This window comes from Kineococcus deserti, from assembly GCF_050871945.1.
In the GTDB taxonomy this organism is placed as follows: Bacteria; Actinomycetota; Actinomycetes; order Actinomycetales; family Kineococcaceae; genus Kineococcus.
In genome coordinates, this window is the sequence record NZ_JBJLSI010000010.1 from 14,461 (window position 1) to 27,421 (window position 12,961).

At 74.1% G+C, this 12,961-nt stretch carries 16 protein-coding genes; 3 read left to right on the forward strand and 13 right to left on the reverse strand.

What is annotated here, in order from left to right; translation table 11 throughout:
- Positions 1–17 precede the first annotated feature (17 nt).
- The 5 genes from ACRYR2_RS10215 to infC form a co-directional block, all read right to left on the reverse strand.
- Positions 18–1,106 carry a sensor histidine kinase gene (locus ACRYR2_RS10215; protein ID WP_432562753.1) on the reverse strand — a complete coding sequence of 363 codons (1,089 nt, stop codon included), beginning with the start codon at positions 1,104–1,106 and terminating at the stop codon, positions 18–20.
- Between the two features lie 46 nt (positions 1,107–1,152).
- Entirely contained in the window at positions 1,153–2,004 is an 852-nt protein-coding gene (locus tag ACRYR2_RS10220) for a TrmH family RNA methyltransferase (RefSeq protein ID WP_432562754.1), read from the reverse strand.
- A gap of 35 nt (positions 2,005–2,039) precedes the next feature.
- A complete protein-coding gene (gene rplT / locus ACRYR2_RS10225) occupies positions 2,040–2,429 on the reverse strand; it encodes a 50S ribosomal protein L20 (protein ID WP_432562755.1) in 390 nt (129 codons plus the stop codon).
- A 104-nt stretch (positions 2,430–2,533) separates the two neighbouring features.
- Entirely contained in the window at positions 2,534–2,728 is a 195-nt protein-coding gene (gene rpmI / locus ACRYR2_RS10230) for a 50S ribosomal protein L35 (RefSeq protein ID WP_367636113.1), read from the reverse strand.
- Positions 2,729–2,820: 92 nt separating this feature from the next.
- Positions 2,821–3,498 (reverse strand): translation initiation factor IF-3, encoded by a 678-nt coding sequence (gene infC / locus ACRYR2_RS10235; protein WP_432562756.1) that lies wholly within the window; start codon positions 3,496–3,498, stop codon positions 2,821–2,823.
- A gap of 263 nt (positions 3,499–3,761) precedes the next feature.
- Here infC and ACRYR2_RS10240 point away from each other — a divergent pair, with 263 nt between their 5' ends.
- Positions 3,762–4,160 carry a DUF1844 domain-containing protein gene (locus ACRYR2_RS10240; protein ID WP_432562757.1) on the forward strand — a complete coding sequence of 133 codons (399 nt, stop codon included), beginning with the start codon at positions 3,762–3,764 and terminating at the stop codon, positions 4,158–4,160.
- Here ACRYR2_RS10240 and ACRYR2_RS10245 read toward each other — a convergent pair.
- Entirely contained in the window at positions 4,141–5,364 is a 1,224-nt protein-coding gene (locus ACRYR2_RS10245; RefSeq protein WP_432562758.1) for an MFS transporter, read from the reverse strand. The genes ACRYR2_RS10240 and ACRYR2_RS10245 overlap by 20 nt on opposite strands.
- A gap of 130 nt (positions 5,365–5,494) precedes the next feature.
- On the opposite strand from ACRYR2_RS10245, the gene ACRYR2_RS10250 reads away from it, so the two are divergent.
- Positions 5,495–6,052 carry a DoxX family protein gene (locus tag ACRYR2_RS10250; protein ID WP_432562759.1) on the forward strand — a complete coding sequence of 186 codons (558 nt, stop codon included), beginning with the start codon at positions 5,495–5,497 and terminating at the stop codon, positions 6,050–6,052.
- 84 nt (positions 6,053–6,136) lie between these two features.
- On the opposite strand, the gene ACRYR2_RS10255 is transcribed toward ACRYR2_RS10250, so the two are convergent.
- The 5 genes from ACRYR2_RS10255 to ACRYR2_RS10275 are packed head-to-tail and all read right to left on the reverse strand — an operon-like array spanning position 6,137 to position 10,077.
- Positions 6,137–6,889 carry an SseB family protein gene (locus ACRYR2_RS10255; protein ID WP_432562760.1) on the reverse strand — a complete coding sequence of 251 codons (753 nt, stop codon included), beginning with the start codon at positions 6,887–6,889 and terminating at the stop codon, positions 6,137–6,139.
- A 4-nt stretch (positions 6,890–6,893) separates the two neighbouring features.
- On the reverse strand, positions 6,894–7,646 hold the full coding sequence (priA, locus tag ACRYR2_RS10260) for a bifunctional 1-(5-phosphoribosyl)-5-((5-phosphoribosylamino)methylideneamino)imidazole-4-carboxamide isomerase/phosphoribosylanthranilate isomerase PriA (protein ID WP_432562761.1): 753 nt from the start codon (positions 7,644–7,646) through the stop codon (positions 6,894–6,896).
- Between the two features lie 57 nt (positions 7,647–7,703).
- A complete protein-coding gene (gene hisH / locus ACRYR2_RS10265; protein WP_432562762.1) occupies positions 7,704–8,345 on the reverse strand; it encodes an imidazole glycerol phosphate synthase subunit HisH in 642 nt (213 codons plus the stop codon).
- Positions 8,342–8,941, reverse strand: coding sequence for an imidazoleglycerol-phosphate dehydratase HisB (hisB, locus tag ACRYR2_RS10270; protein WP_432562763.1), 600 nt, complete (start codon positions 8,939–8,941; stop codon positions 8,342–8,344). Before hisB ends, hisH begins: the two co-directional genes overlap by 4 nt.
- Complete coding sequence (locus ACRYR2_RS10275; RefSeq protein WP_432562764.1) at positions 8,938–10,077, reverse strand: histidinol-phosphate transaminase; 1,140 nt, start codon at positions 10,075–10,077, stop codon at positions 8,938–8,940. Before ACRYR2_RS10275 ends, hisB begins: the two co-directional genes overlap by 4 nt.
- Positions 10,078–10,143: 66 nt before the next feature.
- On the opposite strand from ACRYR2_RS10275, the gene ACRYR2_RS10280 reads away from it, so the two are divergent.
- A complete protein-coding gene (locus ACRYR2_RS10280; RefSeq protein WP_432562765.1) occupies positions 10,144–10,473 on the forward strand; it encodes a hypothetical protein in 330 nt (109 codons plus the stop codon).
- A 234-nt stretch (positions 10,474–10,707) separates the two neighbouring features.
- Here the strand turns inward: ACRYR2_RS10280 and ACRYR2_RS10285 are convergent, their stop codons facing one another.
- A complete protein-coding gene (locus ACRYR2_RS10285) occupies positions 10,708–11,709 on the reverse strand; it encodes a Gfo/Idh/MocA family protein (protein WP_432562766.1) in 1,002 nt (333 codons plus the stop codon).
- Positions 11,706–12,683: a Gfo/Idh/MocA family protein gene (locus ACRYR2_RS10290; protein ID WP_432562862.1), complete on the reverse strand. Its 978-nt coding sequence runs from the start codon at positions 12,681–12,683 to the stop codon at positions 11,706–11,708. Before ACRYR2_RS10290 ends, ACRYR2_RS10285 begins: the two co-directional genes overlap by 4 nt.
- Positions 12,684–12,961: the final 278 nt, after the last annotated feature.

Consider the following 12,961-nt stretch of genomic DNA (forward strand, 5'->3'; position numbering starts at 1 on the left):
AGACGCCGGACCGAGGCTCAGCCCGGTTCCCCCGCCGGCAGCCGGACGGTGAACCGGGCACCCCCGGCCGGGGAGCTGTCGACGTCGACGTCGCCGCCGTGCGCCTCCACGAGCCCGCGCGTGACGTACAGGCCCAGGCCGGTGCCGCTGCGGCCGCCGCCGTGCCAGAACTTGGAGAACACGTAGGGGCGGTTCTCCGCCGCGATGCCCTCCCCGGCGTCGTCGACGGTCAGGACGATCGAGCCGTCCGCACCGGTCACGTCCACGGCCACGGTGCCGGCCCCGTGCCGCACGGCGTTGTCGACGAGGTTCGTCACGACCTGGGCCATCCGGTCGGGGTCGGCCCACAGCTCGGGCAGGTCCTCGGCCACGGTCAGGACGAAGCGGTCGTCGTCGTACCCGGCCATCCGCAACCGGTCGACGTGCTCGCGCACCAGCGTCGCCAGGTCCATCGGCCGGCGGTGCACCGTGAGCCGGCCGGCGTCGACCCGGGCGACGTCCAGCAGGTCCCCGACGAGCCGGCTGACGCGCTCGGCGTCGGCCTGCACGGTGGAGAGCATGAGCCGCTTCTGCTCGTCCGTGAAGCGGTCCCAGCGGCGCAGCAGACTGGCGGTGAACTGCTTGACGGAGGTCAGCGGGGACCGCAGCTCGTGCGCGACGGTGGCGATGAGGCTCGTGGTGTCGGTCTCGGCGCGCCGGCGCTCGTCGGGCGTGCGCAGCGCGAGCACGGCCCGCTGCAGGGTGCCGGTGGCGTCGCGGTGGAAGCGGGCGGTGACCAGGAGTTCGGTGCCGCCGGGCAGCAGGAGCAGGCGTTCACCGTGACCGTCGTCGGTCACCCCGCTGGGACGGCGGCCGTCGTCGCGCAGCACGTCCCACCAGCGGCGTCCGGAGGTGTCCTGCAACGGGAGGGCCCGGCGCAGCGGCATCCCCAGGAGCTCACCGCGCGGGCGTCCGAGCAGTCGCCCGGCGACGTCGTTCAGGTCGGTGATGGATCCGTCGGCCGCCACCACCACGAGACCGTCGGGCAGGTCGTCCAGGGCCAGACCGGGCGCGCGGGATCCAGGGGCCGACGACACGGCCTCGGCGTTCCCCCTCGCCTCGGGCACGGTGCGACATTAGGGCATCCGGCACCCTGCACCAGTCCAGGAACCGTCAGCCCCCGGCGCGGCGCGGTTCAGGGCGTGGGTCGCGGTGCGCGCGGGCGCTGGCGTAGAGGCAGACCACGGCCGCGGTGGCCAGGTTCAGGCTCTCGGCCCGCCCGTGCAGCGGAACCCGCACGACGGCGTCGGCCAGCGACCGGCCGGCCTCGTCCAGCCCGGCGGCCTCGTTGCCGAAGACCCACGCGGTGCGCCGGCGCAGGTCGAGGTGCCCCGCCGTCCCGCGCGCGGCCTCGTCGGCCAGGTCGTCCAGGTCGTGCTCACCCTCGCCGTCCGCGGCCAGCACGGTGGACCCGCTGCGCTGCAACGCGGTCACGACCTCCTCGAGGGGGACGCCGACGACGACGGGCAGGTGGAACAGGCTGCCGGCCGTGGAGCGCACGCACTTGGGGTTGAAGACGTCGACGCTGGAGGCGGTGAGCACGACGGCGTCGGCCCCGGCGGCGTCGGCCGCCCGCAGCACGGTGCCGGCGTTGCCCGGGTCGCGGACCTTGTCCAGGACGGCGACCAGCCGCGGGTGCGTGGCCAGGACGTCGTCGAGGTCGGCCGTCGCGGTCGGGCACACCGCGAGCAGTCCCTGCGGAGTGACGGTGTCGGTCATGGCGGCCAGCACCTCGTCGGTCACCGTCCACACCTTCGGTGCGCCGTCGACGATCCCGGGGTACCTCCGTGCCGCCTCGGCCGTGGTGTACAGCTCGAGGGCGGCGCCGGCCGCGACGGCCTCGCGCACGGCCTGCGGCCCCTCGGCCAGGAACCGGCCGTGCCGGGAACGCGCGGAACGCCCGGTCAGCGCCCGCACGGCCTTCACCCGTTCCGCTCGAGGGTTCGAGAGGACGGGGTGGTCCATGGCGGGCACTGCCGGGCGTTCGGGAGCGGTCGTGCTCAGGCCGCGGAGCCCTCGGCGGCCACGGGGGCGGCCGGGAGCGCAGCCTTGGCGGTCGTCACCAGCGCGCTGAAGGCAGCCGGGTCCGACACCGCGAGCTCGGCCAGCATGCGACGGTCGACCTCGATCTCAGCGGCCTTCAGGCCCTGGATGAAGCGGTTGTACGTCATGCCCTCGGCGCGGGCCGCGGCGTTGATGCGCTGGATCCACAGACGACGGAAGTCGCCCTTGCGCGCCTTGCGGTCGCGGTACGCGTAGACGAGGGAGTGGGTGACCTGCTCCTTCGCCTTGCGGTACAGGCGCGAACGCTGACCGCGGTAGCCGCTCGCCTGCTCGAGGACGGTACGGCGCTTCTTCTGGGCGTTGACTGCGCGCTTCACGCGTGCCACGGGGTACTCCTAGCTTGGTCGGGATCGCGGGCGACGGCGGACCGTGAGGTCGCGCGCCCGCAGTGGTCGGGTCACGTCACCGGCCCCGCAGGGCCGGCCGCAGATCAGATGCCGAGGAGCTTCTTGATCTTCTTGGCGTCCGCGGGCGAGACGACCTGGTCGACCGAGAGGCGGCGGGTGCGCTTGCTCGACTTGACCTCGAGCAGGTGGCGCTTGTTGGCCTGCTCGCGCATGACCTTGCCGGAACCGGTGGTGCGGAAACGCTTCTTGGCGCCGGAGTGGGTCTTGTTCTTGGGCACGTCTTCTCCTGTGTTCGATGCCGGGGGTGCACCCCCCGGCCTGGTCTGGCGGTTGGCCCGCGGGGACCAGGACGTCCTCGCGGGCCTCGACGTCAGGACGCCGTCGCGGGGGTCTCGTCCGGCGCGGTCGCGCCGCCGGTCTCCTCGCTCGTGGCGGTCGGCGCCTGGTCGGCCTCGGCGGCGGCGTCCTTGCGGCGACGCTCCTCGGCCTTGGCCTCGGCCTTCTTCTTGTGCGGCCCGATGACCATCACCATGTTGCGGCCGTCCTGGCGCGGCGAGCTCTCCACGCTGCCCAGGTCGGAGACGTCCTCCGCGAGACGCTGCAGCAGCCGGAAACCCATCTCCGGGCGGGACTGCTCACGTCCGCGGAACATGATCATCACCTTGACCTTGTCCCCCGCCTTGAGGAACCGCTCGACGTGGCCCTTCTTGGTGCCGTAGTCGTGCGGGTCGATCTTCAGGCGGAAGCGGATCTCTTTGAGGATCGTGTTCGACTGGTTCTTGCGGGCTTCGCGGGCCTTCATGTCGGACTCGTACTTGAACTTGCCGAAGTCCATCAGCTTGCAGACCGGCGGTCGCGCCGTGGGGGCGACCTCGACCAGGTCGAGACCTGCCTCGTCCGCCAGCCGCAGCGCGTCCTCGACGCGCACGATCCCGACCTGTTCACCGTTGGGGCCTACGAGCCGCACCTCGGGAACACGGATGCGGTCGTTGATGCGGGGCTCGCTGATGTGTAGCTCCTTCGTCGTCGTCGTGGGGCCGCCGGACACGAGGAAGGCCCCCGTGCTCGGACGCGAGACGGAGGCCTGCCGGATCCTGCGGCGCCCGACGTCCCCGGCGCACCCACGAGGGGCACGACGACGATCGAGCGTCGCTGCGCCCCTCCGGAGAGGAGCGCGGACCGGGACCCGCGGCGCCGCTGGGCGCCGGGGTGGGAGGAGGCCTCCGCTTCGCGTGCCGGCCCCACGAACCCCGCACCTCCGCGAGGAGGTCCGGTGACGCGAGCCGGTCGGTCGCCTGCCAGGGTAGCAGCATGCAGTCACAGACTCCTCCCTCCGAGGAACCCGCCGAGGGACCCGCCGGCGACCCCGTGGCGGATCCGGGAGCCCTCGCGGCCCGCGACATCGCCGACGTCCCCGCCGCCGAGCTCATCACCACCACCGCCGTGCACCTCATGAGCGCCGCCGCCGTCAAGTGCGGCCTGGCCGAGGGACCCGACGCGAGCGACCACCTCGACCTGGCCGAGGCCCGCATCCTCATCACCGCCCTGGCCGGTCTGGTCGTCACCTCCGCGCCGGACATCGGCGGCCAGCACGCCCGCTCCCTGCGCGACGGGCTGCGCTCGCTGCAGCTGGCCTTCCGCGAGGCCTCTGACGTGCCGGACGAGCCGGGCAAGGGGCCGGGCGAGCGGCTCACGGGAAGCGTGGTCTGAGACGCGTCCGGGCGGCGACCACGGCCGTCGCCGCCCCCGCGGCCAGGCCCAGCACACCGACGACCAGGAACGGCGCCCCCGGGCCGCCGGCGTCGCTGACCGCCCCGGCCAGCGGCGCCCCCAGGGCCGCCCCGACGGTGGTGGCCGCCGCGTGCCAGCCCATCGCCCGCCCGCGCACCGACTCGTGCACCCCGTGGGCGACGAGGTCGACGGTGGCGCTGATGACCGGCGCGCAGAACAAGCCCGCGACGAACGTGCCCAGGGCCAGCGCCAGCGGCCCGTGCAGGACGGTCAGCGGAACGGTCGCCGCGCCGAGGCAGATCACCAGCAGCCACGGCGGCACCGCCCGCGGCAGCACCCCGTGCACGAGCCCGCCCACGACCGACCCGGCGGCCCAGACGGCGAGCACCAGCCCCGTCCAGCCGACCGCTCCCTCCTCGCGCAGCCGCGCGACGACGGCGATGTCGGTGGCCGACAGCACGAGGTCGGCGGCGAACGCGCACGCCATCGCCAGCAGCAGGGCCGACGTCCAGATCCCGTGCGTGCCGGTCGCGCGCCGCTCCTCGTGCTCCGGCCCGGGCGGGGTGCTGCGCAACGGCGGGTTCAGGACGAACATCGCCGCCGCCGCGACGACCTGGGCGGCCCCGACGACCAGCATGGCCACCGTCGTCGAGAAGCCCAGGGCGATGGCCGTGCCCGCCGCGGGGCCGACCATGTAGGAGAACTCCACGAGGACGGCGTCCAGGGAGAAGGCCGTGCGGCGACGTTCGGGCGGGACGACCACCGCCAGCGACTGACGCACGACCGTGAACACCGGCGGGCCGAGCGTGCCGGCGAGGAAGGAGACCGCCAGCAGCCCCGTGTACGGCAGGAACGGCGCCACCGACCAGCAGACGGCCTGCGCCAGGACGGTCGGGACCAGCGCCCGCCGCAGCCCGTAGCGGTCCACGACCCAGCCGCGCCACGGCGAGCTGATCGCGGTGCCGATCGTGGCCGCCGCACCCACCAGACCGGCCGGGCCGTAGCCCAGGCCGAGGGTCTGCACGACGTGCAGCACGCAGACGATGCCGGCCATGAACAACGGGACCCGGCCCAGGGAACCGACGAGCTCCAGGACGACGACCCCGCGCACCGACAGGACGTCGCGGTAGGGGCGGAACACCCGTGCGAGGGAGCCGGCGCGGGAGGGAACTGCAGGTGGCACGACGAGCACTCTGACAGGCCCGGGGACCCTCCTGCGCCCGGTTTCCGCCCCCGCCGCACCGGGCAGGGCTCCGGGGTGGTCGAATAGGGCGCTGCAACCCCTTGAACTCGCAAGCACTTGGAGGAACCCCGTGGCCAACAACGACCTCGGCCTGCTGGCCCTGCGCCTCGGCATCGGCGGCACGCTCATCGCGCACGGCGCGCAGAAGCTCTTCGGCGCCTTCGGCGGCGGCGGCATCGAGGGCACCGCCGGCGCCATGCACGCCATGGGCTTCCGTCCGGGCAAGCGCAACGCCGTCCTGGCCGGTGCGTCCGAGGCCGGCGGCGGCGCGTTGCTCGCCCTGGGCCTGGCGACCCCGGTCGGTGGCGCCTCGGCCGCCGCGGCCATGGCGGCGGCGTCCGTGGTGCACAAGCCGAACGGCTTCTTCGCCACCTCCGGCGGCTTCGAGTACCCGGCCGTGCTGGGGCTCGCCTCGCTGGCCCTGGCCGTCGGCGGGCCGGGCCGGATCAGCCTCGACGCGGCCACCGGGCACGTGTTCAACAAGAAGTGGACGACCGTCCTGGCGCTGGCCGCCGCGGGCGTCGGCGCGTACACGACGATCAAGGCGCGCGAGCAGGCCGTGGCCCAGGACGCGCAGGCCTCCGCCGACGCGCCGGCCGACGGACCGGAAGCACCCGTCGCCGCCTGATCGCGCGGTCCCGTGGGTGGACCGTTGACGCAGTGGGCCGGTAGGTCCGGCCCACTGCGTCAACGGTCCGCTCCCGGCCGCCCCTCAGGCGGGCAGGACCTGGAACTCCAGGGACTCGGCGCGCTCGGCGACGACGCCGGCGGCCAGCCGCTCCCCCACGACGCGCAGCAGGTCGCTCAGCGCCGGGCGGTCCAGCCCGGGGGTGACCCCGAGGACGACGCGCAGTTCGGCACCGTGACCCGGTTTGCACCGGGTGCCGCGGACCGCCGGCAGGTCGCGCACCGCATCGGCGACGGCCGCGGCGATCCGGGCGTCGAGTGCCGCGGGATTCCACGCCTCGCCGCGGGCCAGCGCCCAGAAGGCGCTGCGCCGCACCACGAAGGAGACCGGGCCGGCCGGGTCGAGCACCAGGACGTCGCACTCCTCCTGCGCTCCCGACAGCGCGGCCTGCTCGGCCGGGACCGGCACCGGGCGAGCGTCGCCGCGCCAGGCCGTCAGCGCCGCGAGGTCGGTGAACAACGGCAGACCGCGCCGGCCGTCCGGCTGGGTCAGCAGCGCCAGCGCCATGTCGGCGCTCTTGTCGCCACCGTGCTCGTCGAGTTCCCCGAGCTCGGCCACGACGGGCGCGAAGACCCGGGTGCCGGCCAGGGCGGCGACGACGTCACGTTCGGCGTGCAGCCGGGCCGCCGGGTCGTCCCCGACCTGCGACCACGCCGCCAGCGCGTCGGCCACCGCGGCGGCCCGGCTGCCGTCGTCGGCGGCGAAGGCGTTGGGGCGCAACGTCCTGCCCGCCCACGGAACGCCCGCGGAGTCGGTGGCCCCCGGATCGTGCGTCACGAGCTCAGGGCCGGCCCGCGACGTCGAGCGCCTGCGGCAGCGTGAAGTTGCCCGCGTACAACGCCTTGCCGACGATCGCACCCTCCACGCCGGCCTCGACGAGGTCGCGCAGGACGCGCAGGTCGTCGAGGCTGGAGATGCCGCCGGAGGCGACCACGGGAGCCTGCGTCTTCGAGCAGACCTCGCGCAGCAGGTCGACGTTCGGGCCGCGCAGCGTGCCGTCCTTGGTGACGTCGGTGACGACGTAGCGCGAGCAGCCGTCGGCGTCGAGACGGGCCAGGACCTCCCACAGGTCCCCGCCCTCACGGGTCCAGCCGCGGGCGGCGAGCGTCGTGCCGCGCACGTCGAGGCCCACGGCGATGCGGTCACCGTGCTTCGCGATCGCCGCGCGGGTCCAGTCGGGGTTCTCCAGCGCCGCGGTGCCGAGGTTGACGCGGCGGCAGCCGGTCGCCAGCGCCGCCTCGAGCGAGGCGTCGTCGCGGATGCCGCCGGACAGTTCCACGGCGACGTCGAGGCGGCCGACGACCTCGGCGAGCAGTTCGCGGTTCGAGCCGCGTCCGAAGGCGGCGTCGAGGTCGACCAGGTGCACCCACTCCGCGCCGGCCTCCTGCCACGCCAGCGCCGCGTCCAGCGGTGCACCGTAGAAGGTCTCGCTGCCGGCCTCGCCCTGGACGAGTCGCACGGCCTGGCCGTCGGCGACGTCGACCGCGGGCAGCAGTTCGAGCCGGGAGGTGCTGGGGGGGTTCTCGCTGGTCACGGGGGGCGAGTCTACGAGGCTTCCCGCCCCTCCCCCGCCCCCCTCCGCGATCGGGGATCAGTCGAGGGAGGTGACCCAGTTGCGCAGGAGCGCGAACCCCGCGTCACCGGACTTCTCGGGGTGGAACTGGGTCGCCGACAGCGCACCGTTCTCGACCGCCGCGACGAACCGCGTGCCGTGCTCGGCCCAGGTGACCTGCGGCAGCGGAACCCGGCCGTCGGTGGTGTCGACCATCTCGAAGCGCTGCACGGCGTAGGAGTGGACGAAGTAGAACCGCTCGTCCTCCACCCCGGCGAACAACCGGGTCCCGGCGGGCGGTTCGACGGTCGACCAGCCCATGTGCGGAACGACGTCGGCGGGCAGCCGATCGACGGTCCCGGGCCACTGGCCCAGCCCCTCGGCGATCCCCTCGCCGGGTTCGGTCCCGCTCTCGAACATCACCTGCAGCCCGACGCAGATCCCCAGCACCGGCCGGCCGCCGGCGAGGCGGCGGTCGACGATGGTGTCCCCGCCGATCGCCTTCAGCCCCGCGTTGACGGCCGCGAACGCCCCGACACCCGGGACGAGCAGGCCGTCGGCCTCCAGGGCCTGCTTCCGGTCGGAGGTGAGCTCGACGTCGGCGCCGACCCGTTCCAGCGCGCGGACGGCGGAGCGGACGTTGCCGAACCCGTAGTCCAGGACGACGACCTTCCGGCTCACAACGCCCCCTTCGTGGAGGGGACGCCCTGCACCCGCGGGTCGGGCTCGACGGCGTAGCGCAGCGCGCGGGCCAGCGCCTTGAACTGCGCCTCGACGACGTGGTGCGGGTCGCGGCCGGCCAGGACCCGCACGTGCAGGCAGATCTGGGCGTGGAACGCGAAGCTCTCCAGCAGGTGCCGCGTCAGCGAACCGGTGAAGTGACCGCCGATGAGGTGGTACTCCTGCCCCTCGGGTTCGCCGGTGTGCACGCAGTACGGGCGGCCGGAGACGTCGACGACCACGTGCGCGAGCGCCTCGTCCAGCGGGACGGTCGCGTCGGCGAACCGGCGGATCCCGGTCTTGTCGCCCAGGGCCTGGCGGAACGCCTGACCCAGGACGATGGCGGTGTCCTCGACGGTGTGGTGGACGTCGATGTGGGTGTCGCCCTCGGCCCGGACGGTGAGGTCCATGAGGGAGTGCTTGCCCAGCGCGGTGAGCATGTGGTCGTAGAACGGCACCGAGGTGTCGATCTGCGTCTTCCCCGTGCCGTCGAGGTCGAGTTCGACCAGGACGGAGGATTCGCTGGTGCTGCGCTCGATGCGCGCGGTACGGCTCACTGCTTGCCCACCACTTCCTGGAGTGCGGTACGGAACTGCTGCATCTCGTCGGCCGAGCCGATGGTGACGCGCAACCAGCCGTCCGGGCCGGTCTCGCGGATGAGGACACCACGGTCCAGCAACCCCTGCCAGACCGCGTGCCGGTCCTCGAACCGCCCGAACAGGACGAAGTTCGCGTCCGACTCGGCGACGTCGAAACCCTTGCCGCGCAACCACTCGACGGTCTCGTCGCGGCGCGTGCGCAGTTCGTCGACGGTCGAGAGCAGCGTGGCGGAGTGCTTCAGCGCCGCGCGGGCGGTGGCCTGCGTGACGGCCGACAGGTGGTAGGGCAACCGGACGATCCGCAGCGCGTCGACGAACGCCGTCGAGGCGGCGAGGTAGCCCACCCGCGCGCCGGCCAGGGAGAACGCCTTGCTCATGGTGCGGCTGACGGCGAGGTTGCCGTACCGGGGCAGGAGCTCCAGGGCGCTGGGAGTTCCCGTGCGGCGGAACTCCCCGTAGGCCTCGTCGACGACGACCACGGCACCGCGCGCCTCGTCCAGGACGGCCTCGATCGTCGAGGTCGGCAGCGCGGTGCCCGTCGGGTTGTTCGGGCTGGTCAGCAGCACGACGGAGGGACGGTGCCGGCGGATCTGCTCGCGGGCGTGGTCGACGTCGATCGTGAAGTCGTGCTCGCGCCGGCCGGTGACCCACGTGGTGAGCGTGTCGCGGGCGTACTCGGGGTACATCGAGTACGTCGGGGCGAAGCTCAGCGCCGTCCGGCCGGGTCCGCCGAAGGCCTGCAGGACGTGCAGCATGACCTCGTTGGAGCCGTTCGCGGCCCAGACCTGCTCGGGCGCCAGCTCGGCGCCGGACTCGGTGCGCAGGAACGCGGCGAGGTCGGCGCGCAGGCCGAGGAACTCCCGGTCGGGGTACCGGTTCAGGCCCACGGCCGCCTCGGCCACGGCCGCGGCGATGTCGGCGACGATCTGCGGGGCGACCGGGTACGGGTTCTCGTTGACGTTGAGGACGACCGGGACCTGCAGCTGCGGAGCGCCGTAGGAGTGCTCGTCCCGCAGGTCCTCGCGCAGCGGGAGGTCGGCCAGCGCGGTCTCGGCGGATCCACGCTGCCCCGGGCGGGCGGTCGTCTCGGTCACGGGGGCCAGTGTCCCAGACCGCGCCGGTGACCTCGCGCGCCCGCGGGCCGCTGCGATGATCGTGGGGTGCCCCGACGATCCCTGCCCCTGCTCCTCGCCGCCCTCGGCCTCGCCGTGGCCGCCTGCTCGGGTGGTGACGGGGAGGGCCAGGGGTCGAGCACCGACTGCACCCTCGACGGCTGCACGATCACCTACCCGCGCGGCGAGGGCTCGGCGGAGGTGTCGGTGCTGGGGGTCGAGGCGCGGCTGACCGGCGTCACCGACGGGACCGTCGACCTCGAGGTGGCCGGGCAGGAGGTGTCGCTCGCGGTCGGCACGACGGCCGAGGTCGGTGGCTTCACCGTCGGTGTGGACAGCGTCAGCGAGACCGAGGTCGTCGTCAGCGTCCGCCGCTGACCGCGCGGTGGGGGGGGGGGGGGGGGGGGGGGGGGGGGGGGGGGGGGGGGGGGGGGGGGGGGGGGGGGGGGGGGGGGGGGGGGGGGGGGGGGGGGGGGGGGCGCGCGGGCGCGGGAGGCCCGCGGCGCTGGCACCACCCCGCCCCCCCCCCCCCCCCCGCCCCCCCCCCCCCCCCCCCCCCCCCCCCCCCCCCCCCCCCCCCCCCCCCCCCCCCCCCCCCCCGCGGAGGCGGGGTCAGATCGTCAGGACCTGGGCGATCGTGCCGGTGCGCGCGCCCTCGTAGGCCGCGAGCAGCACGCCGAGGACGGCGATGCCCTCGACCTCGGTGTGGATCGGGCGCCGGCCCTCGCGCAGGCAGTCGGCGAAGGCGCCGATCTCGTCGGCGAAGGCGTCGACCTCGGGGAACTCGAAGGTCTCCTCCTCGCCGCTGCGCAGCCGGTAGGTCAGCGAGCTCTCGGTGCCCGTCAGCGAGCCGAGCTCGCCGACGACGGAGAACTTCTCCGTCCCCGGAGCCGGGTCGTAGGCCCAGCTGGTGACCATCTGGCCGACGACGCCGTTCTCGAAGCGGACCAGCACCTGCGCGGAGTCCTCGCCCTCCATGAACTTCAGCCGGTGCGTCGACAGGAACGCCGTCGCCTCGGTCGGCTGCGCGTTCGCCAGGTGCAGCAGCAGGTACGTCGGGTGGTAGCCGGTGTCGATGAGCTCACCGCCACCGCTGGTCTTGGCCGAGGCGCGCCAGCCCATGTTCTCGGGGTCGAAGTCGTTGTGGAAGCTGTCGGTGGTGCGGACCTCGTAGACCGTGCCGAGGAGGCCGGAGTCGAGCAGTTCCCTGGCCTTGGCGACCGAGGGGAAGAACAGCTGGTTGTGCGCGCACATCAGCGTCACCTGGTTCGCGCGGACCGCTTCGGCCACCTTCCCGGCCTCCTCGGCGGTGAGGCACAACGGCTTCTCGCACAGGACGTGCTTGCCGGCCTCGGCCGCGGCGATGATGGCGTCGGCGTGCAGGTGGTGCGGCAGGCAGATGTCGACGGCGTCGACGTCGGCGGTGCGCAGCATCTCGCGGTAGTCGGTGAACGGCTTGGCGCCCAGTTCCGCGGCCCGGGTGTTCGCCGCCTCCTCCACGACGTCCGCGACCGCGGTCACGGCGATCTTGTCGGCGTGGGCGAGGTAGCCGCGGACGTGGGCACGGGTGATGCCGCCGCCACCGATGAGGCCGACCTTGACGATGTCGCTCACTTCTTCTCCCCAGCTGCTTCGTTGGCCCGCACGACGAGGCGGGTGAGTTCGACGGCCCGTTCGAGGTTCTCGGTGGCGGTGGTGCCGGCCGCGGCGTGCTGCACCCACTGGGCGAAGGCGTCCGGCGCGTCGGCCGGCACGGCGAGGTCCTCGACCTTCCCGTCGGGGTACCGGCGCCACAGCCGGGACCCGTCCTGCGTGTAGTGCACCGAGCCCTCGGTGCCGTGCACGTCGATCGTGAACGCGTCGTTGCTGACGAAACCCGCCTCGACGACGCCGATGCGGCCGTCGTCGTACCCGACGGTCACGACGGCGTGGTCCTCCACAGCGCGCGGGGTGATCGAGCCGTACACCGCCCGCACGGTCTGCGGGGTCTGGCCGAGGAACAGCTGCGTGAGGTAGACCGGGTGGCAGCCCAGGTCGGTCAGGGCCCCGCCGACGCTGGGGACGGGGTCGAAGAACCGGTCGGGCAGCCAGCCCCCGCTCGTTCCCGTCGTCCGGCCGTGGACGGCTCCGTCGTGGGACAACCGCACGCGGGCGTAGGTCAGCGGGCCCAGGCTGCCGGCGGCCAGCAGCTCGGTCACCGCCAGGGTGTAGCCGTGGTACAGCCGCGGCAGCGAGACGACCAGCGCGAGCCCGGCCTCGCGGGCCTGCGCCACGAGCTGCTCGCACTCGGCGACCGTGGGGGCCAGCAGCTTCTCGGTGAACACGTGCTTGCCCGCGGCCAGCGCCTTGCCGATCACCTCGGTGTGCGCGGTGGTCTCGGTGGTGATGGTGACCGCGTGCACGTCCCCGCGGGCCAGCAGCGCGTCCAGGTCGTCGGTGTACTCGATCCCGAACTCCTCGGCCAGCGGCCGGCCGAGCTCGGGATCGTGGTCCCAGGCCGCGACCAGGGTGGTGTCGGGATGGGCCGCTGCGGAGCGGGCGTAGTCCTTGGCGTGGACGTGCCAGCAACCGAGCACGGCCACGTTCATGTGGGGCACGGGGGAGTTCCTCCGGGGACGCGTCTTCGGGTCGTTCGGTTCGGCCTTGCACCCAGAACGCTAGGACACCCGGCACCCCGTGCGGAAGGCCCGGCGCGCACCAATCTGGGAACGTTTGCAGCTCCGGTGGGGCGCCGCAGGCCGCGTGCGGTCCGGCCCGCACGGGGCCGCGGCAGGCCGACCGCCCCCGGCGGCGGATTCCCGCCGCGCTGCGCGTCACCGGGAACCGGTCGCGGTCCGGCGCCACTAGCGTCTGGCGCGACGGAACC